Here is a 23,692-nt window from a genome sequence, read left to right as displayed (position 1 = left end):
TTCTTCACATTCATATAAAAAGCATTCCTAATTAAATATTCGGAATGCTTTTTTAAGATTCATTAGTCTAAATAAGCACACTCTTATTTTACCACTAAATCAGCTTATCTTTTCTTGAAATTTTTAGCTAAAACGTATTGTCCGTTACGAATATGGTAATACGTCTTACCATTAATCTTCTTGGTACTATAAGTCTTAACTTTCGTGCCTTTCTTTAACACCTTGGTACCGATTCTCTTGCCGTGCTTATCATAGATATAAGCATTGTGCTTGAGCTTAGGTTCCTTACCAATAACATTACCGGCTGCTAGGTACTTGCCATGACGAAGATTGTAGAACTTGCGACCATCTACATAAATAGTCTCATATGCCTTAACCTTCTTGCCCTTCTTCAATACCTTGTTACCGATCCGCTTGCCGTTCTTATCATAGACATAAGCATTGTGATGCAACTTACCTTCAAGACCAATGAAGTTACCTGCTGCTACGTAGTGCTTGTTACCAATACTGTAGAAGTAGCGACCATTAATCAACTTCTTATCACCATAAGTCTTAACAATTGAAGTCCGTTTCAAAACTAAGCTGTTAGCACGTTTACCACTCTTGTTGTAAACATAAGCGTTGTGAACCAGTTTTCTAGAAACAGCTGACTTAGGATCAATGTCTTCATCAGTGTCATCAGTATCACGGTCGTTGACAGACTCATTAGTATTCGAAGCAGGAATTGTTGGTACATAATCACCGCCAGTTATTGCACCAGTATCTGTACCGGTACTTGGTTCTGTTGGTGTTCCGTCAGAATTAGAATCACTATTCGAATTACTATTGTCACTAGCCGGTACTCCGGTACTACCAGTGGCCGCAATATTTGATTCAGCAGTTGACAAACTAGTACTGCCACTTTGTGATATCTCAGTTGAAGTACTTTCACTAGCAGAAGTTTGCGAGTTGGCAGCATCAACCACCGAAGTACTAGTACTTGTAGAAACTAATTCTTCTGAATCGATAATCGAAGTACTCGTGCTTTGCGATCTTGACTCTTCTGAATCACTAATCGAAGTACTTGTACTTGTTGAAGCCGAGATAATTGAGGTACTAGTGCTCGTTGAAGCTGAGATAATCGACGTACTTTCACTTTCAGAGCGATCACTGTTCGAGTTTTCAATCGAGGTACTGTAACTTGCAGATCTTGATACTTCTGTCGAAGCTGAATCTGCAGCTTCTTTACTTACACTCGCTGAGAATGATGCAAAGATGATTGATGTGCTTTCGCTTTCTGAACGAGCATTGTCTGAATTTGCAATCGATGTACTAAAGCTTGTTGATTTAGATTCATTCACCTTGTTCGAGTCTGCTAGTGATGTACTATAACTTGCCGACTTCGATACTGCTGTCGAAGCAGAAATGATTGACGTACTTTCGCTTTCAGATCTTAATGTGTCTGAGTTTGCAACTGATGTACTATAACTTGTTGACTTCGACACTGCTGTCGAAGCTGAATCTGAAATTTCTTTACTTACACTCGCTGAGAATGATGCAAGAATCACTGACGTGCTGGTACTCTTTGAATTTTCTGCATCTGAATCAGAAACTGACGTACTAAAGCTGATTGACTTAGACTCAGTTACCTTGTCCGAGTCTGACAGTGATCTACTGTAACTTACCGACTTCGACACTACTGCTGAAGCTGATTCAGAAGCAGCCTTACTTGCACTTGTTGAAGTTGAAGCAGTGATGATCGACGTACTTTCGCTCTCTGATCTTGATGTATCTGAGTCTGCTACTGATGTACTAAAGCTCTTGGATCTCGATTCATTCTCTGCATTTGAGCTAGCAAGCTCCTCACTTACACTCGCTGATGCGGAAGTAATTGACGTACTTTCACTTTCTGATCTCGATGTATCTGAGTCCACAATCGAGGTGCTGTAACTCTTGGATCTTGATTCATTCTCGGCATTTGAGTTGGCAAGCTCCTCACTTACACTCGCTGAGAATGATGCAAGAATGATTGACGTGCTAGCACTCTTTGAATTTTCTGCGTCTGAATCAGAAACTGAGGTACTAAAGCTGATTGACTTAGACTCAGTTACCTTGTCCGAGTCTACCAATGATGTACTGTAACTTACCGACTTCGACACTACTGCTGAAGCTGATTCAGAAGCAGCCTTACTTGCACTTGTTGAAGTTGAAGCAGTGATGATCGACGTACTTTCGCTCTCTGATCTTGATGTATCTGAGTCTGCTACTGATGTACTAAAGCTCTTGGATCTCGATTCATTCTCTGCATTTGAGCTAGCAAGCTCCTCACTTACACTCGCTGATGCGGAAGTAATTGACGTACTTTCACTTTCTGATCTCGATGTATCTGAGTCCACAATCGAGGTGCTGTAACTCTTGGATCTTGATTCATTCTCGGCATTTGAGTTGGCAAGCTCCTCACTTACACTCGCTGAGAATGATGCAAGAATGATTGACGTGCTAGCACTCTTTGAATTTTCTGCGTCTGAATCAGAAACTGAGGTACTAAAGCTGATTGACTTAGACTCAGTTACCTTGTCCGAGTCTACCAATGATGTACTGTAACTTACCGACTTCGACACTACTGCTGAAGCTGATTCAGAAGCAGCCTTACTTGCACTTGTTGAAGTTGAAGCAGTGATGATCGACGTACTTTCGCTCTCTGATCTTGATGTATCTGAGTCTGCTACTGATGTACTAAAGCTCTTGGATCTCGATTCATTCTCTGCATTTGAGCTAGCAAGCTCCTCACTTACACTCGCTGATGCGGAAGTAATTGACGTACTTTCACTTTCTGATCTCGATGTATCTGAGTCCACAATCGAGGTGCTGTAACTCTTGGATCTTGATTCATTCTCGGCATTTGAGTTGGCAAGCTCCTCACTTACACTCGCTGAGAATGATGCAAGAATGATTGACGTGCTAGCACTCTTTGAATTTTCTGCGTCTGAATCAGAAACTGAGGTACTAAAGCTGATTGACTTAGACTCAGTTACCTTGTCCGAGTCTACCAATGATGTACTGTAACTTACCGACTTCGACACTACTGCTGAAGCTGATTCGGAAGCAGCCTTACTTGCACTTGTCGAAGTTGAAGCAGTGATTATTGACGTACTTTCGCTTTCTGATCTCGATGTATCTGACTCTGTTACTGATGTACTAAAGCTCTTAGATCTCGATTCATTCAAACTGTTCGAGTCCACAATCGAAGTACTGTAGCTCTTGGATCTTGATTCATTCTCTGCATTCGAGTTCGCAAGCTCCTCACTTACACTCGCTGAGAATGATGCAAGAATAATTGACGTGCTGGCACTCTTTGAATTCTCTGCATCTGAATCAGAAACTGACGTACTAAAGCTGATTGACTTAGACTCAGTTACCTTGTCCGAGTCTACCAGTGATCTACTGTAACTTACCGACTTCGACACTACTGCTGAAGCTGATTCGGAAGCAGCCTTACTTGCACTTGTCGAAGTTGAAGCAGTGATTATTGACGTACTTTCGCTTTCTGATCTCGATGTATCTGACTCTGTTACTGATGTACTAAAGCTCTTAGATCTCGATTCATTCAAACTGTTCGAGTCCACAATCGAAGTACTGTAGCTCTTGGATCTTGATTCATTCAAACTGTTCGAGTTGGCAAGCTCTTCACTTACACTTGCTGAGAATGATGCAAGGATAATTGACGTGCTGGCACTCTTCGAATTTTCTGCATCTGAATCAGAAATCGAGGTACTAAAGCTGATTGACTTAGACTCTGTCACCTTATCCGAGTCTGACAGTGACCTACTGTAACTTACCGACTTCGACACTACTGCTGAAGCTGATTCAGAAGCAGCCTTACTTGCACTTGTTGAAGTTGAAGCAGTGATAATCGAAGTACTTTCACTTTCTGATCTCGATGTATCTGAGTCTACTACTGATGTACTAAAGCTCTTAGATCTCGATTCATTCAAACTGTTCGAGTCCACAATCGAAGTACTGTAACTCTTGGATCTCGATTCATTCTCGGCATTTGAGTTAGCGATCTCTTCACTCGCACTCGTTGATGCGGAGATGATTGACGTACTTTCGCTCTCTGATCTCGATGTATCTGAGTCCGCTACTGATGTACTAAAGCTCTTAGATCTCGATTCATTCAAACTGTTTGAGTCCACAATCGAAGTACTGTAACTCTTGGATCTTGATTCGTTCTCGGCATTCGAGTTAGCGATCTCTTCACTTGCACTCGTTGATGCAGAAATGATTGACGTACTGTAACTTGCAGATCTTGACTCATTCAGACTGTTCGAGTCCGCAATCGAAGTACTGTAGCTCTTGGATCTTGATTCGTTCTCGGCATTTGAGTTGGCAAGCTCCTCACTTACACTCGCTGAGAATGATGCAAGAATAATTGATGTGCTGGTACTCTTTGAATTCTCTGCATCTGAATCAGAAACTGACGTACTAAAGCTGATTGACTTAGACTCAGTTACCTTGTCCGAGTCTACCAGTGATCTACTGTAACTTACCGACTTCGACACTACTGCTGAAGCTGATTCGGAAGCAGCCTTACTTGCACTTGTCGAAGTTGAAGCAGTGATTATTGACGTACTTTCGCTTTCTGATCTCGATGTATCTGACTCTGTTACTGATGTACTAAAGCTCTTAGATCTTGACTCATTCAGACTGTTTGAGTCCGCAATCGAAGTACTGTAGCTCTTGGATCTTGACTCATTCTCGGCATTTGAGTTAGCGATCTCTTCACTCGCACTCGTTGATGCAGAAATGATTGACGTACTTTCGCTCTCTGATCTCGATGTATCTGAGTCCACAATCGAAGTACTGTAACTCTTGGACCTTGATTCGTTCTCTGCATTTGAGTTAGCAATTTCTTCACTCGCACTCGTTGATGCGGAGATGATTGACCTACTTTCACTCTCTGATCTCGATGTATCTGAGTCCACAATCGAGGTGCTGTAACTCTTGGATCTCGATTCGTTCTCTGCATTTGAGTTAGCAATTTCTTCACTTGCACTCGTTGATGCGGAGATGATTGAGGTACTTTCGCTTTCTGATCTCGATGTATCTGAGTCTGCTACTGATGTACTAAAGCTCTTGGATCTTGACTCATTCAAACTGTTCGAGTTGGCAAGCTCCTCACTTACACTCGCTGAGAATGATGCAAGAATAATTGATGTGCTGGCACTCTTTGAATTTTCTGCGTTTGAATCAGAAATCGAGGTACTAAAGCTGATTGACTTAGACTCTGTCACCTTATCCGAGTCTGACAGTGACCTACTGTAACTTACCGACTTCGACACTACTGCTGAAGCTGATTCAGAAGCAGCCTTACTTGCACTTGTTGAAGTTGAAGCAGTGATAATCGAAGTACTTTCACTTTCTGATCTCGATGTATCTGACTCTGCTACTGACGTACTAAAGCTCTTAGATCTCGATTCGTTCTCGGCATTTGAGTTGGCAAGCTCTTCACTCGTACTCATTGAGGCAGAGATAATTGACGTACTTTCGCTTTCTGATCTTGATGTATCTGAATCTGCTACTGACGTACTAAAGCTCTTGGATCTTGACTCGTTCTCTGCATTCGAGTTGGCAAGCTCTTCACTTACACTCGCTGAGAATGATGCAAGAATGATTGACGTGCTGGCACTCTTTGAATTATCTGCGTTTGAATCAGAAATCGAGGTACTAAAGCTGATTGACTTAGACTCTGTCACCTTGTCCGAGTCTGACAGTGATCTACTGTAACTTACCGATTTCGACACTACTGCTGAAGCTGATTCGGAAGCAGCCTTACTTGCACTTGTTGAAGTTGAAGCAGTGATAATCGAAGTACTTTCACTTTCTGATCTCGATGTATCTGAGTCTGCTACTGACGTACTAAAGCTCTTGGATCTCGATTCATTCAAACTGTTCGAATCCACAATCGAAGTACTGTAACTCTTGGATCTCGATTCGTTCTCGGCATTTGAGTTGGCGAGCTCTTCACTTGCACTCGTTGATGCAGAAATGATTGACCTACTTTCACTCTCTGATCTCGATGTATCTGACTCTGCTACTGATGTACTAAAGCTCTTAGATCTCGATTCATTCAAGCTGTTCGAGTCCACAATCGAAGTACTGTAACTCTTGGATCTTGATTCATTCTCGGCATTTGAGTTAGCAATTTCTTCACTTGCACTCGTTGAGGCGGAGATAATTGACGTACTTTCGCTTTCTGATCTTGATGTATCTGAGTCTGCTACTGAGGTACTAAAGCTCTTGGATCTCGATTCGTTCTCTGCATTTGAGTTAGCAAGCTCTTCACTTGTACTCATTGAGGCGGAAATGATTGAGGTGCTTTCACTTTCTGATCTCGATGTATCTGACTCTGCTACTGATGTACTAAAGCTCTTGGATCTCGATTCGTTCTCTGCATTTGAGTTAGCGAGCTCTTCACTCGTACTCATTGAGGCGGAGATAATTGACGTACTTTCGCTTTCTGATCTCGATGTATCTGAGTCTGCTACTGAGGTACTAAAGCTCTTGGATCTTGATTCATTCAAACTGTTCGAGTCCACAATCGAAGTACTGTAACTCTTGGATCTCGATTCGTTCTCTGCATTTGAGTTGGCAAGCTCTTCACTTACACTTGCTGAGAATGATGCAAGAATGATTGACGTGCTGGCACTCTTTGAATTATCTGCGTTTGAATCAGAAATCGAGGTACTAAAGCTGATTGACTTAGACTCTGTCACCTTGTCCGAGTCTGACAGTGATCTACTATAACTTACCGATTTCGACACTACTGCTGAAGCTGATTCGGAAGCAGCCTTACTTGCACTTGTTGAAGTTGAAGCAGTGATTATCGATGTACTTTCGCTTTCTGATCTCGATGTATCTGACTCTGCTACTGACGTACTAAAGCTCTTAGATCTCGATTCGTTCTCTGCATTTGAGTTGGCAAGCTCTTCACTTGTACTCATTGAGGCGGAAATGATTGAGGTGCTTTCACTTTCTGATCTCGATGTATCCGAGTCTGATACTGACGTACTAAAGCTCTTGGATCTTGATTCATTCAAGCTGTTCGAGTCCACAATCGAGGTGCTGTAACTCTTAGATCTCGATTCGTTCTCTGCATTCGAGTTAGCGAGCTCTTCACTCGTACTCATTGAGGCGGAGATAATTGACGTACTTTCGCTTTCTGATCTTGATGTATCTGAGTCTGCTACTGATGTACTAAAGCTCTTGGATCTCGATTCATTCAGACTGTTTGAGTCCACAATCGAAGTACTGTAACTCTTGGATCTCGATTCGTTCTCTGCATTCGAGTTGGCAAGCTCTTCACTTGTACTCATTGAGGCGGAGATAATTGACGTACTATAACTCTTTGAGTTAGCTTCATTCAAGCTGTTCGAGTCTGCAACCGAGGTGCTGTAACTCTTGGATCTCGATTCGTTCTCTGCATTTGAGTTGGCAAGCTCTTCACTTACACTTGCTGAGAATGATGCAAGAATGATTGACGTGCTGGCACTCTTTGAATTATCTGCGTTTGAATCAGAAATCGAGGTACTAAAGCTGATTGACTTAGACTCTGTCACCTTGTCCGAGTCTGACAGTGATCTACTATAACTTACCGATTTCGACACTACTGCTGAAGCTGATTCGGAAGCAGCCTTACTTGCACTTGTTGAAGTTGAAGCAGTGATTATTGAGGTGCTTTCACTTTCTGATCTCGATGTATCTGAATCTGCTACTGATGTACTAAAGCTCTTAGATCTTGATTCATTCAAGCTGTTTGAGTCTGCAATCGATGTACTGTAACTCTTAGATCTCGATTCGTTCTCTGCATTTGAGTTGGCAAGCTCTTCACTTGTACTCATTGAGGCGGAAATGATTGAGGTGCTTTCACTTTCTGATCTCGATGTATCTGAGTCCACAATCGAAGTACTGTAACTCTTGGATCTTGATTCATTCTCGGCATTTGAGTTAGCGATCTCTTCACTCGCACTCGTTGATGCGGAGATAATTGACCTACTTTCACTTTCTGATCTCGATGTATCTGAGTCCACAATCGAGGTGCTATAACTCTTGGATCTCGATTCATTCTCGGCATTTGAGTTAGCGATCTCTTCACTTGTACTCATTGAGGCGGAAATGATTGACCTACTTTCGCTTTCTGATCTCGATGTATCTGAGTCCACAATCGAAGTACTGTAACTCTTGGATCTTGATTCATTCTCGGCATTTGAGTTAGCGATCTCTTCACTCGCACTCGTTGATGCGGAGATAATTGACCTACTTTCACTTTCTGATCTCGATGTATCTGAGTCCACAATCGAGGTGCTATAACTCTTGGATCTCGATTCATTCTCGGCATTTGAGTTAGCGATCTCTTCACTCGCACTCGTTGATGCGGAAATGATTGAGGTGCTTTCACTTTCTGATCTCGATGTATCTGACTCTGCTACTGACGTACTAAAGCTCTTGGATCTCGATTCATTCTCGGCATTTGAGTTAGCGATCTCTTCACTCACACTCGTTGATGCGGAAATGATTGAGGTGCTTTCACTTTCTGATCTCGATGTATCCGAGTCTGATACTGACGTACTAAAGCTCTTGGATCTTGATTCATTCAAGCTGTTCGAGTCCACAATCGAGGTGCTGTAACTCTTAGATCTCGATTCGTTCTCTGCATTCGAGTTAGCGAGCTCTTCACTCGTACTCATTGAGGCGGAAATGATTGAGGTGCTTTCACTTTCTGATCTCGATGTATCCGAGTCTGATACTGACGTACTAAAGCTCTTGGATCTTGATTCATTCAAGCTGTTCGAGTCCACAATCGAGGTGCTGTAACTCTTAGATCTCGATTCGTTCTCTGCATTCGAGTTAGCGAGCTCTTCACTCGTACTCATTGAGGCGGAGATAATTGACGTACTTTCGCTTTCTGATCTTGATGTATCTGAGTCTGCTACTGATGTACTAAAGCTCTTGGATCTCGATTCATTCAGACTGTTTGAGTCCACAATCGAAGTACTGTAACTCTTGGATCTCGATTCGTTCTCTGCATTCGAGTTGGCAAGCTCTTCACTTGTACTCATTGAGGCGGAGATAATTGACGTACTATAACTCTTTGAGTTAGCTTCATTCAAGCTGTTCGAGTCTGCAACCGAGGTGCTGTAACTCTTCGATCTCGATTCGTTCTCTGCATTCGAGTTGGCAAGCTCTTCACTTACACTTGCTGAGAATGATGCAAGAATGATTGACGTGCTGGCACTCTTTGAATTATCTGCGTTTGAATCAGAAATCGAGGTACTAAAGCTGATTGACTTAGACTCTGTCACCTTGTCCGAGTCTGACAGTGATCTACTATAACTTACCGATTTCGACACTACTGCTGAAGCTGATTCGGAAGCAGCCTTACTTGCACTTGTTGAAGTTGAAGCAGTGATTATTGAGGTGCTTTCACTTTCTGATCTCGATGTATCTGAATCTGCTACTGATGTACTAAAGCTCTTAGATCTTGATTCATTCAAGCTGTTTGAGTCTGCAATCGATGTACTGTAACTCTTAGATCTCGATTCGTTCTCTGCATTTGAGTTGGCAAGCTCTTCACTTGTACTCATTGAGGCGGAAATGATTGAGGTGCTTTCACTTTCTGATCTCGATGTATCTGAGTCCACAATCGAAGTACTGTAACTCTTGGATCTTGATTCATTCTCGGCATTTGAGTTAGCGATCTCTTCACTCGCACTCGTTGATGCGGAGATAATTGACCTACTTTCACTTTCTGATCTCGATGTATCTGAGTCCACAATCGAGGTGCTATAACTCTTGGATCTCGATTCATTCTCGGCATTTGAGTTAGCGATCTCTTCACTTGTACTCATTGAGGCGGAAATGATTGACCTACTTTCGCTTTCTGATCTCGATGTATCTGAGTCCACAATCGAAGTACTGTAACTCTTGGATCTTGATTCATTCTCGGCATTTGAGTTAGCGATCTCTTCACTCGCACTCGTTGATGCGGAGATAATTGACCTACTTTCACTTTCTGATCTCGATGTATCTGAGTCCACAATCGAGGTGCTATAACTCTTGGATCTCGATTCATTCTCGGCATTTGAGTTAGCGATCTCTTCACTCGCACTCGTTGATGCGGAAATGATTGAGGTGCTTTCACTTTCTGATCTCGATGTATCTGACTCTGCTACTGATGTACTAAAGCTCTTAGATCTTGATTCATTCAAGCTGTTTGAGTCTGCAATCGATGTACTGTAACTCTTAGATCTCGATTCGTTCTCTGCATTTGAGTTGGCAAGCTCTTCACTTGTACTCATTGAGGCGGAAATGATTGAGGTGCTTTCACTTTCTGATCTCGATGTATCTGAGTCCACAATCGAAGTACTGTAACTCTTGGATCTTGATTCATTCTCGGCATTTGAGTTAGCGATCTCTTCACTCGCACTCGTTGATGCGGAGATAATTGACCTACTTTCACTTTCTGATCTCGATGTATCTGAGTCCACAATCGAGGTGCTATAACTCTTGGATCTCGATTCATTCTCGGCATTTGAGTTAGCGATCTCTTCACTTGTACTCATTGAGGCGGAAATGATTGACCTACTTTCGCTTTCTGATCTCGATGTATCTGAGTCCACAATCGAAGTACTGTAACTCTTGGATCTTGATTCGTTCTCGGCATTTGAATTAGCGATCTCTTCACTTGCACTTGTTGAGGCAGAAATGATTGACGTACTTTCACTTTCTGATCTCGATGTATCTGAGTCCACAATCGAGGTGCTATAACTCTTGGATCTCGATTCATTCTCGGCATTTGAGTTAGCGATCTCTTCACTCGCACTCGTTGATGCGGAAATGATTGACCTACTTTCGCTTTCTGATCTCGATGTATCTGAGTCCGCAATCGAAGTACTGTAACTCTTGGATCTCGATTCGTTCTCGGCATTTGAGTTAGCGATCTCTTCACTCGCACTCGTTGATGCGGAGATGATTGACGTACTTTCACTCTCTGATCTCGATGTATCTGAGTCCACAATCGAAGTACTGTAGCTCTTGGATCTTGATTCATTCTCAACAACCGAAGTACTACCACTTACTGAACGGGAAAGTATCGTACTAATCGATGTACTTGCCGATTCACTCAAACTCTTGGAATTTGCTTGATCTGAAGTCAGGTGCGCATTCGATTCGACAATCGAGGTACTTGTACTCTTAGAACGTGCTTCGTCAGAATCCACAATTGACGTACTAAAGCTCTTAGATCTCGATTCATTCAAACTGTTTGAGTCCGCAATCGAAGTACTGTAACTCTTGGATCTCGATTCATTCTCTGCATTTGAGTTGGCGATCTCTTCACTCGTACTCGTTGAGGCGGAGATAATTGACCTACTTTCGCTCTCTGATCTCGATGTATCTGAGTCCACAATCGAAGTACTGTAGCTCTTGGATCTCGATTCGTTCTCGGCATTTGAGTTAGCGATCTCTTCACTCGCACTCGTTGATGCGGAAATGATTGACCTACTTTCGCTTTCTGATCTCGATGTATCTGAGTCCGCAATCGAAGTACTGTAACTCTTGGATCTCGATTCGTTCTCGGCATTTGAGTTAGCGATCTCTTCACTCGCACTCGTTGATGCGGAGATGATTGACGTACTTTCACTCTCTGATCTCGATGTATCTGAGTCCACAATCGAAGTACTGTAGCTCTTGGATCTTGATTCATTCTCAACAACCGAAGTACTACCACTTACTGAACGGGAAAGTATCGTACTAATCGATGTACTTGCCGATTCACTCAAACTCTTGGAATTTGCTTGATCTGAAGTCAGGTGCGCATTCGATTCGACAATCGAGGTACTTGTACTCTTAGAACGTGCTTCGTCAGAATCCACAATTGACGTACTAAAGCTCTTAGATCTCGATTCATTCAAACTGTTTGAGTCCACAATCGAAGTACTGTAGCTCTTGGATCTCGATTCATTCTCGGCATTCGAGTTAGCGATCTCTTCACTTGCACTCGTTGATGCGGAGATGATTGACCTGCTTTCACTTTCTGATCTCGATGTATCTGAGTCCACAATCGAGGTGCTATAACTCTTGGATCTTGATTCATTCTCGGCATTTGAGTTAGCGATCTCTTCACTCGCACTCGTTGATGCGGAGATGATTGACCTGCTTTCACTTTCTGATCTCGATGTATCTGACTCTGCTACTGATGTACTAAAGCTCTTGGATCTTGACTCATTCTCGGCATTCGAGTTAGCGATCTCTTCACTTGCACTCGTTGATGCGGAGATGATTGACCTGCTTTCACTTTCTGATCTCGATGTATCTGAGTCCACAATCGAGGTGCTATAACTCTTGGATCTTGATTCATTCTCGGCATTTGAGTTAGCGATCTCTTCACTCGCACTCGTTGATGCGGAGATGATTGACCTGCTTTCACTTTCTGATCTCGATGTATCTGACTCTGCTACTGATGTACTAAAGCTCTTGGATCTTGACTCATTCTCGGCATTTGAGTTAGCGATTTCTTCACTTGCACTCGTTGATGCAGAAATGATTGACGTACTACCACTTACTGAACGGGAAAGTATCGTACTAATCGATGTACTTGCCGATTCACTCAAACTCTTAGAATTTGCTTGATCTGAAGTCAGGTGCGCATTCGATTCGACAATCGAGGTACTTGTACTCTTAGAACGGGCTTCGTCAGAATCCACAATTGACGTACTAAAGCTCTTGGATCTTGACTCATTCTCGGCATTTGAGTTAGCGATCTCTTCACTCGCACTCGTTGATGCGGAAATGATCGACCTGCTTTCACTTTCTGATCTCGATGTATCTGAGTCCACAATCGAGGTGCTATAGCTCTTGGATCTTGATTCGTTCTCGACATTTGAGTTAGCGATCTCTTCACTCGCACTCGTTGATGCAGAAATGATTGACGTACTTTCGCTCTCTGATCTCGATGTATCTGAGTCCACAATCGAGGTGCTATAACTCTTGGATCTTGATTCATTCTCTGCATTTGAGTTGGCAATTTCTTCACTTGCACTCGTTGATGCGGAGATAATTGACGTACTACCACTTACTGAACGGGAAAGTATCGTACTAATCGATGTACTTGCCGATTCACTCAAACTCTTGGAATTTGCTTGATCTGAAGTCAGGTGCGCATTCGATTCGACAATCGAGGTACTTGTACTCTTAGAACGGGCTTCGTCAGAATCCACAATTGACGTACTAAAGCTCTTGGATCTTGACTCATTCTCGGCATTTGAGTTAGCGATCTCTTCACTCGCACTCGTTGATGCGGAAATGATCGACCTGCTTTCACTTTCTGATCTCGATGTATCTGAGTCCACAATCGAGGTGCTATAACTCTTGGATCTTGATTCATTCTCGGCATTTGAGTTAGCGATCTCTTCACTCGCACTCGTTGATGCGGAGATGATTGACCTGCTTTCACTTTCTGATCTCGATGTATCTGACTCTGCTACTGATGTACTAAAACTCTTGGATCTCGATTCATTCTCGGCATTTGAGTTGGCAATTTCTTCACTTGCACTCGTTGATGCAGAAATGATTGACGTACTACCACTTACTGAACGGGAAAGTATCGTACTAATCGATGTACTTGCCGATTCACTCAAACTCTTAGAATTTGCTTGATCTGAAGTCAGGTGCGCATTCGATTCGACAATCGAGGTACTTGTACTCTTAGAACGTGATTCATTCGAATCTGCAACCGACTTACTAAAGCTCGTCGACTTCGAAGCATTCGACTGATCAACCTGCGATTGTGACATCAATGAGTTATCCTTGATCAAGCTGACAATTGCCGACTTAACCTGCTCATAAGATGCACTACTGCGCTGCGAATCAACTTGTGCCCAGCTCTTAGAAGCTGCCAGCGAATTCGAAGTCGAAGCACTCAGGCGGTTAGAGCCTTGATCTTCAGCAAACGATTGACTAGCACTCAGTCTGGCACTCTCTGAAAAACTGTTCTCTTCAGCTGCAGCCTGTGAACTAGCCTGTTGGCTGTCCTTGACTGGCTTAAGGGTTGACTCAAGCGCCGATTGTGAATCATTCATGCTATCAGACAGCGAATCTTTATTAGCACTATCAGCCGCATCCAGATAACTATTATTGGCACTCGACGCATCGGCATGCATATCAGAGTTACTGTTACTCAGTTCGTTATATTGCGATGAAGCCGATTGATATTCGTTACTAGTAATAAATGATGCCGAAAGACTGGCACCAGACAGACTAAGTAAAAGCGAATCCTTGAGCGAATTACTCGTTGATAGCGACTTGCTAATGCTCGACATATCTGCCTCAACACTCGCCAAGGCTGCGGATACAGCACTAGCTGATTGTGCAGCATCGTCCTCTGCTTGTTTGCTAGAGGAATCTAGCCAATCCTGCAACATGCTCGCAGCTGCAACACTCTTGCTATGGTCAACAATTGCGGCACTAGAAGCAGATGAAGCATCAGCCTCAAGCTTACTTTCAAATGAAACTACGGTACTCTTGGCAGCCGAAAGTTTGCTGGAACTTTTGGCTTGCGACTCCTGACTCTTAAGACTCTGACTATCGTGCAGACTCACCTGTGTAGAAACCGAAGTACTCTGATCCACATCGCTATAACTAGCAGCAACCGCCTCACTAACAGCATTGCTAACCGAGTTACTATATGATTCATTCTGTGCTACATTTGCGGAATGTTGACTATTAAGATGTGAGTTACCAGAGAGACTGGTAGAAGCAGAGGTACTAGCACTCTTAGAGACCTCATTAGATGCACTATCACTAGCAACTGTAATTAAAGCATCCGAATTAGAACGAGAATCACTATCATTATCTGCAATCGTTTGACTTAAGCTCGAGCCAATTGTATTAGCTTGTCCATTATGTATCGAGTTAAGCATTTGACTAAAAAATAAACTTTGACTGGTTGCTGCATTAATATTAGACACACTAGCAGCCCACTCAGCTAAGCTAGTGGAATCAGACAAGTACTTACTGGAATCGTGGTTATTAGCCAAGCTGGCAGCTAACGAATTAGAAACATTCTCATTGAGCTTTGAATCATTCGCGCTAGCGTTAGTATAGTCACTCGCTAGTGAATTACCAGTTGAAACATAATTAACCTTAGAATCTGACTTGGCTTTTAAACTTTGCTTAGAAGTCGCTGAAACTTCTGACTTAACCTGTGGCTTAGTCTTAGAAGCAGATTCGTCTGTCCATTGATTATCATCAGCTAGTGACATCAAAGCTGCTTTAACTGACTGTCCACTAGCATTCAAGGTTTTCTTCTGACTTAGACCAGCTGCCGTTGCAGCTGACACACTTCCCGGCTTACTAGTAGTCTGCGAGGTCGTTAGTGACTTAGCAGTCTCAGAAGCTGGAATTGCGGCTGACTCAGCATTAACTAATAAATGCTTGTTTTGGGTTAATTTAACTTTGGGAACATTAGTTGCTGCCCGCGCGGTTTGCGGTGCGCTAAGCAAGCCGCCTAATAGCCCACCTATTCCGGCAGTCCCAGCTGCCATAAGATTACGTCTGAACGCCTTGGCTTTTTCGTTTTGTTCTTCCTTTTGCCCAGTTTGCGTTTCAGTTCCACTATTTGAACTCTTCATTTGCTTTCACCTGTAATTATGTCACTATCGTGTTGATCGTCATTAAATGCAAAAAGAGCAGACCCAACCTAAGTTGAATCCCTTCTTCTTGCCAGTTATCTTTAGCCTTGTTCCGATTCTGCCATTGCCATTACATCGTCAAAAGTCTGAATAATTTCATCAATCATTGATTGTGAAATCTCTCCTGGATTATTATTGATTTGATTAGTAGCATCAGACAAAGCAGAAAACAATCTCTGAAGCAAGTCTCCTCTTTGACTAACTGTTAAGTTAGGATAAGCAGTACTCAGCTTCATATAATCTTTTTGCCACTCTACATTAATAGTTTGGATAGCTGCTGGCTTAGTGGTAGTCATTTCAACTGGATCAGCTGGGCTATAAGCTGCGATTGCCTTAATGCCAGTATCATAAGCCTGTTTTACCTTTTTAATATCAGTTGCCATAGCCATTTGGTATTGATATTTACCCACAATACTATTTAATTCACTCTGATGAGTGGCTTGATACTTAGGATCACTTTGATCGTTATCCAGCCAATCAGTAGCCGCAGCATGTAGTTGTTGGTTCAAATATGTTTGATAGGCTTCTAGCAGCTTTTGTTCATAGCTATTACGATCCTGATTGATATAACTATTATCATCTTTACTATCAAGTTGACCGCGGTCATAATCTGTATCAATTATCGCCTTACCATCAACAAGCAACTGGTTAATCTGCGCACGGGTTGCTTCGTCAAGCTCGCTGTCTGGGACAGTCTGTTTGCAAGTATTGGCATAAGCTTGTAGTTCTGCCTTAGCACCCTCATGGTTGAACTTATCAATCGCTTGAGATTTAGCAGCGTTCATCACATCAACTAAGACAGCATTATCAATCGTGGCATTAGCATCCTCTGCTACGGCATCAATGCGATCAAGATATTCTGTTTGGTCAGCTACCGTTAAGCCTGATGCTCTTACTCGCTTCTTAGCACTTTCAAGTGCCGTCTGCAATTTCTGCTTAAGTTTCGTCTTAACACTGCCTAAGTCATTGGCTCCATCAAGTGCCGATTGGATATCATTAAGGCCATCATTATAGGCATTCTTAATTGCATCTTGCTGATCTTGTGCATTATCTTTAGTAGTATCTTGACCATTGACATTGTCAATCGTGGCATTGGCTGTTGATACCGTACCATTGACTTCATCGTGTGCCTTACTTTTATCATCAGGACTTAGATTTGGATTGTTATCGATTGTAGTATTGGCGTTACCTGCAATAGTGCCCAATAATTCCTTGGCTTTCGTTGCTTCGGTATCAATAATAGTGTCTAAGCCATTGGTAAGTGCTGTATCAATTCCGCTGGTGTTAGTTGCCGAGTCAATATCGTTTAGCGCAGCTGTCTCAGCATCATCAATCGTCTTGGCAGCATCACTGCCTTTATCTAGACTTAAGTCTCCGCGAGCCTTATCAGCGGCTGCCGTGATAATGTCCTTGGCATTCTGTTTACGCTCTGCAATTACTTTAGAATCATTGTCAAGGATTGGATCAATTACACTGTGATCATTATTAGTTAAGGCTGTATCCAAAGCCTCAAGTTCATTAAGGGCATCGTTCTTGTCTTTTTCAACATCAGCTGAAGTCGTATCGCCATCAATCTTGTTGTTGGCAGTAGTAACAATATCTTTAATGTGATCCTTGATTGCTTGCTTTTCGGTATCCGTGTACGGTGTGCCATCTTCATGGGTAGCGTTAGCTAGTGCTTGATCAACGTGTCCTGTGACTTCGTCACCCTTGTCAGTAACTTCGTCTTTAGCCTGTCCCTTATCGAAAGCTAACTTAATGGTATCTTGCTTACCTGTGACGTTATCTTCTGTAGCATCTGCTGCATCAACATTGGCAATGTCTTTCTTAGCCTTTTGGCCAGCGGCACTGTCACTTAATAAGCTGGTTGCGGTAGCTTTTTCAGCGGTAACAACTTCGCCTAAGCCAGTATCAAGTGCTGTATTAATTCCAACGGTGTTAGTTGCCGAGTCAATTGCACCCAATGCCGTCTTTTCGGCATCATCAATTTGCTTTGATTTTTTACTACCTTTAGTTACACCTAAATCCTCACGGGCTTTGTCAGCCGCCGCCGTAACGACGTCCTTGGCATTCTGTTTGCGCTCTGCAATTACTTTAGAATCATTGTCAAGGATTGGATCAATTACACTGTGATCATTATTAGTTAAGGCTGTATCCAAAGCCTCAAGTTCATTAAGGGCATCGTTCTTGTCTTTTTCAACATCAGCTGAAGTCGTATCGCCATCAATCTTGTTGTTGGCAGTAGTAACAATATCTTTAATGTGATCCTTGATTGCTTGCTTTTCGGTATCCGTGTACGGTGTGCCATCTTCATGGGTAGCGTTAGCTAGTGCTTGATCAACGTGTCCTGTGACTTCGTCACCCTTGTCAGTAACTTCGTCTTTAGCCTGTCCCTTATCGAAGGCTAACTTAATGGTATCTTGCTTACCTGTGACGTTATCTTCTGTAGCATCTGCTGCATCAACATTGGCAATGTCTTTCTTAGCCTTTTGGCCAGCGGCACTGTCACTTAATAAGCTGGTTGCAGTAGCTTTTTCTTGGCTAATAAGATCATTTAATCCGGTATTTAGCACACCAGTAAGCTTATCGATATCAGTTACCTTATCAATGTTAGCTAATGCAGTGTTTTGCGCACTAGTAATTGCGGTAGCCGCTGCATCATCCAGACCTAAGTCGTTGCGGGCTTTATCACTAGCTGTGTTGATAACATCACATGCATGATCCTTAGCAGTACCTAGTTTGGCATCTTTGATAGCTTGATCGATTGCATCAAAGGCAGTGTGATAAGCATCTTCGATAGTTTTTTGCTTACCTTTAACGGTGGCTGCAGTAGTTCCCTGGCTGTCGATATTATCAATGATTTTTTTTGCCGTTGAGACTGCAGTATTAGCAGCCTTCTTAGCAGCGGCCTTTTCGGCAGCAGTTAAGTCAGCATTGGTATCAATTGCGTCAACCTTGTCTTTTAGCTTTTTCTCGGCTGCAGCTTTTTCTTGATAGACTATCTTTTGCAAGCCATTATTAAGTGCCGTTTCAATCGCAGCAGCATCAGCCGCATTGTCAATGTTAGTTAGTGCCGTGTTTTTAGCAGAATTAATACCACTGACATAGCTACCTTTTTCAGTTTCGTCGATATTTTTGAAAGCTTCAGCGACAGCGGCTTCAATTGTTTGCTTGGCAGCAGCTTTATTGGCAGCCAAAGTAATGGCACTTTCACCGGCTTTTTCTGCAGCACCGATCGCTTCTTTACCAGATGCATTGTCAATTGCAGCGTTAGCAGCGGCAATAGTGTCAGCTAAGTCAGCATTATCCTTGTAGTGGTTAGTAATCGTGAAACCATCTAAGAGAGACTTATTACTACTATGGAACATCTGATCAATCGTCTTGTTAGTGCGATTATTCAATTCTGTGATAGCATCATCGCCGTTAGTGCCATCAATACCATAAATTGAAGTAGCTGGATCATAATTGGGAGCTCCTGATTGAGCAGTAGCTGCATTGTAGGCATTGTCAATTGCTGCTAGATAGCTGGCTTGGTCAGCATCTGACAATTTTGAACCCTTGACCATACTGATGGCTGCAACATAAGCATCGTGCAGTAAGCCCTCAGCATCTTTTTGCGCATCACCAAAATTCTTCTTCTGCAAGTCAACCAGTACCGGTCGCTTATCAGGATCGTCAGCAGGTAAATTCAAAGTTGCTGGATCGTAATCAACGAAGTTCGCATGTGGGGTTAACTCAACTTGCGCACCTGGGTTAAGTTGGTTTACTTTTTCTTTTGGAATATTGAATGTAAATGTATACTTGCCGTTAACTTCCTTAACCTGCGCTGTAAATGTTGTTGGTAAATCATCAGCGACAGTATTGGTCCAATCTGGACCTTCCACAGTATTGGTTTGACCATAAGGGTTAGGAACACCAGCATCAATTAATGTTTGCCCATCAAGACTAGAACCAGCACTAACAAACTTAGCGGTGACATAGGCGGCAGTCCCACCAGGTAAGATGCTTTTGAAGGGACCATCACTTTCAGGTCCATCTGTTGCTTGATCATAATTGAGTACTTCACCAGTGACCGTTCTAGAGCCATCTGCATTAGTCGTTACTTTAGTATTGCCAATATCCAAGAAACCACTCGGATTAGCTGGGATAAAGTGAATATTGTTATATCCCGGATTATTCACGTTAGATAAGGCACCCTCGATAATCGATGGAAAGATAGTGTCAAATGTAGTACCAAGCTTGTTTTTAAAGTAATCTATCAACTGATCTTGATCAGTAAAGTTAAGCACAGCCATTAGAACATTTTTCAATTCCGCATTTTCAGAGTCAGCCAAAACGTTTAGCATGTCTGTTGACAGCGGTGTCTTACCATTCAGAAGCTCCATCTGCAGAACTTCAATATTTTTCGTACTCTTATTCTTTTGAACTTTCAAGGTGTGGAATGGTGGTAGAGCAACCGATTGTTTACCAAATTCAAGCATTTGCCGAACGTTGGTAATGTCAATTTCATTACTACCAATGATATTTGCTTTTGTATTACTATGTGCGTTTAAAATTAGGCTCTTCGGGTTGTTAACTGTTAAAGCATTCTTACTCTTAACATCAACTAGGGTTAAAGCACCATTACCATCATTAACGGTAAGATTCAGGCTACCACCATCAAGGTTCGCAGTATTACCAATCAGCAGCATAGTTCCCTTGTAACTACCCATGTTGTTACCAGTAACATTGAATTCAGAGTTACGTCCTACAAAGAGATTACCACCGTCGTAGATTAAGTTATTAGCTGGTGAACTTTTACTAATGGAATCGGAAACATTGCCATTAGTATTAACATTGACAACACCACCATTAGTTATACGAAAATCTGCAGTGGAATCATCCAATACAATAGCTTTAGTACGGTGATTATCAAGAGCAGCCTTAGAATTATAATCATCCATTACATAATTACCATTAGTATCAAAGTGTCCACCAGTATTGATATTAAGTGTTCCCTGAACATTTACTTTTGCAGTACCATAGATAATTAGACCATGACCAACACTAGTATTTTGAGCACCAAGTGCAGTCCCAGGCTCTTGAAGATCACTTCTTGGATTCAATGTAACGTTGGCTCCAGACTTAACAATAACCTGGTTAGGATTAGCATCAGTCCCACCATACATCTCAATCACATTACCAATATAAGTCGAACCGGTGAAATCACAGCCTTTTTCGAAGATTAACTGACCACCCTCCTTGTTAAATTCAAATAATTGTTGTTTACCAGTGTCTTGAGTATCGGCAGCCTCAATGTTTCCAGTTTTTGTGTTCAGTGCTTGATAGTTTAAAACTGTTTTAACATTATTCTTACCATAAAAATGGGCTACCGTATTTTTACCAACATACAACATTTGCGAGCCAGTATAATTAACGTTATAGAACGAAATATTTGCTGATGGAGTATAATTTGAGTTAGCAACGCCAAACCAAGTACGACCATACAAATCTAGATTCTGATAAGTTATATCCATCGGGTGGACTTGATCATCATATTGGATAAGCTCCCGACTTTGAAAATCGATCTTTTTCCGATTACTATTTGGATCATTTGGAACTGAATCCTTAGCCTTAATTAACAACTTGCGTGGCTTATAATTCAGCCTAACCATATTACCTGCTGCACCCCAAGGAAACGTAATATCAGCCGCTATATTAATAGTCGTAATATGTTCATTCCACAATGCATCAGTTAAATCCAAGTAGTCGAACACATCAACTTCACTAGCTGTAGTTGTAGTAATATCGCTGTCTTTTCTCACTTGGTCTCCCGTGCTAGGCTGTTTCCAATCTTCCCTAGAAGTAATTTGCTGTGATGCTTTTTCTGGCTTAGCTATATCCGCATCAGTTTCATTTGGCTTTTGCTCTGGCTTAGTTATTTCCGGTTGATTCTCAGCGCTTCCATCAGCGGCAGAATTTGCTGGGCTTTCTGGCTGATTACTTGGCGCATTATTTGGTTTTGTATCAGGCTGCGGCTCTGCGGTTTGATCAGAGTTAGCTGATTGGTCTGGCTTGGCAGCAGTCTGGTTGTCCTCATTAGCCACCTGTTCATCGCCACCGCGCAGGAATTTAGCTAATCCTTTATATGTAGATAGGTCAGGCTTAGCTGTGTCCTTTTTTGGCGTGGCTTCCTGCTCTGGTGCTTGACCTTGGTCAGCTTTGCTAACAGTTGCACTATTTTGTGCAGTTGGCTCCACCGTATCAGCTTTGATAGTTTGTGAATTCACGCCCAAGAAAGTGAATCCAAGAAGTACAGAAGCTGCACCTATACTTAATTTACGAATAGAGAAGCGTTCTTGTTTGGACTGCATCTCCATCTTGCGTAACCTTTCACTAAAATTGTTTTTTCCTAGCATATTTTTCTCCCCAAAATAATGTTTACTAACAGTATTTTAAGACCTATACGCACAAATGTAAATATAAATTAAGAAATTAATTCCCCTTATTTTAATAACTATTACATGAAATAGTATGATTTGTTTCACAATAAAATAACCATAATTATAAAATTATAGCTTATATTTAAGCGTTATGGCATTATAAATAACAATAACATTTTGGATAAATTTAATAATTAAATAATTAATTCTATTTTTTACTAATTATAAATTTTTTTGAAAAAATATATTCTTCTCAAAATAAAGATATACAATAACTGCAAAACTTCCGGATAAGCTAGACCAATTATCGCTATATACTACAGTAGTTTTTTCCTTATCCAATGCTTATTGTCATTGGATAATACCTTAAAGGTTGAACTATAAAAAAGTTTAGTATGCCTGAATCTTTTCGATAAGTTTTGCACATAACAGCACTTTAGCTTGGCAAAACAAAAAAGCCCCGAAATAAATCGGAGCTTTTTATACTTATCCATCGGATAACTAGGCAACGTTAATCCTGATTAAGTGGATTAGGGTTGAGCCGTCCTTAAAGGTCAGCTGGACAGCGGCGGTCGTATCGCCAGGCACGCTGGTGTCAGGAGCAGTTGCCCAGTTAATCTTGGCAATTGTCTCGGTATTAGCTAGGAAGCTGCTTGGATCGGCGAATGCTGCTGGTTCTGTCGTGGAATTCAGTGGCACACTGACTGTCTGCGTTTGCTGGAATTGCCATTGCAGACTCTGCGGCTTAACGATGACTGGCACGGCGACAGCTTGAGCTGTTCCGTCTTGATAATGCACGATCAGATAGGCCAACTGACTGCCAGCTCCAGCAAGTTCGAGATCGCTAGTGCCTTGCGCATTGCCTGACCAAGTATAGCCAGTAATATTTTGTTGATCTTCTGCAATTAAGTCAAGATAAGCAGCTGCAGTTGGATCATTTTGCGTATGGTCAATCGTAGTTTGGCTTAAATCAAAGGTCTTTTGCTGGTCAACTTGGGCATTAAGTGCCGTTACTTGTAAGTTAACTGTCATGGTTTGTGTTGATTCATCCTTAAATTTAATTACTAGCTCGGCTTGTTGCTCTCCGCGACTTGCTAGGGCTTGGCTATTGCTTTACGTGATGACTTGCACATTATGGGTAAATGCTTTATCTGTAGCTGTTATATTAACAATCTTTAGCTTATAAAAAGACTGGAAATATTTTTTATTTTTATGGTGCTAACAACTTTTTACCAAAAATAGTGAATTCGCCTGTTTCTTTGCTATAATGATTAACGAATACAACCAAGAGTTTTGAGGGCGTTGGTCGTTTTTCTGTAAAGGAAGTGGTGTCTATGACATTATTCTTGAGGAAAGGAGACCGTCTGCTATTTAATGTCCGACAAAGTTTTCGAACTTTTAAAGGCATTGCATGGCCAAGCCGATGCTTGGGTAAAATTAGCCTGGCAAATGAATCCTCACGATCCATTTGTTGCTGCTTTATCCTTGCTCGACACCAGCCTAGCAATTTGGCTAACTTTACATCAGCCAAAAAAATAGCCG

The 23,692-nt window shown here is 42.0% G+C and carries 4 protein-coding genes; 1 reads left to right on the top strand and 3 read right to left on the bottom strand.

The annotated features are described in order from the left end of the window. Nucleotides 1–104: 104 nt before the first annotated feature. From OZX59_RS07755 to OZX59_RS07745, 3 genes are all read right to left on the bottom strand, one after another. Entirely contained in the window at nt 105–15,668 is a 15,564-nt protein-coding gene (locus tag OZX59_RS07755) for an SLAP domain-containing protein (protein ID WP_277125797.1), read from the bottom strand. Nucleotides 15,669–15,769: 101 nt separating this feature from the next. Further along, nucleotides 15,770–22,126 carry a YSIRK-type signal peptide-containing protein gene (locus OZX59_RS07750; protein WP_277125796.1) on the bottom strand — a complete coding sequence of 2,119 codons (6,357 nt, stop codon included), beginning with the start codon at nt 22,124–22,126 and terminating at the stop codon, nt 15,770–15,772. 525 nt (nt 22,127–22,651) lie between these two features. Then, nucleotides 22,652–23,182 (bottom strand): Rib/alpha-like domain-containing protein, encoded by a 531-nt coding sequence (locus OZX59_RS07745; RefSeq protein ID WP_277125795.1) that lies wholly within the window; start codon nt 23,180–23,182, stop codon nt 22,652–22,654. Nucleotides 23,183–23,524: 342 nt separating this feature from the next. On the opposite strand from OZX59_RS07745, the gene OZX59_RS07740 reads away from it, so the two are divergent. Continuing rightward, complete coding sequence (locus OZX59_RS07740; RefSeq protein ID WP_277125794.1) at nt 23,525–23,689, top strand: hypothetical protein; 165 nt, start codon at nt 23,525–23,527, stop codon at nt 23,687–23,689. The last annotated feature ends 3 nt before the right edge of the window (nt 23,690–23,692 follow it).

The organism is Lactobacillus sp. ESL0681 (assembly GCF_029392835.1).
GTDB lineage: Bacteria > Bacillota > Bacilli > Lactobacillales > Lactobacillaceae > Lactobacillus.
Note: the sequence above shows the minus strand (reverse complement) of the source record. Positions and strands in the feature narration are given on the sequence as shown.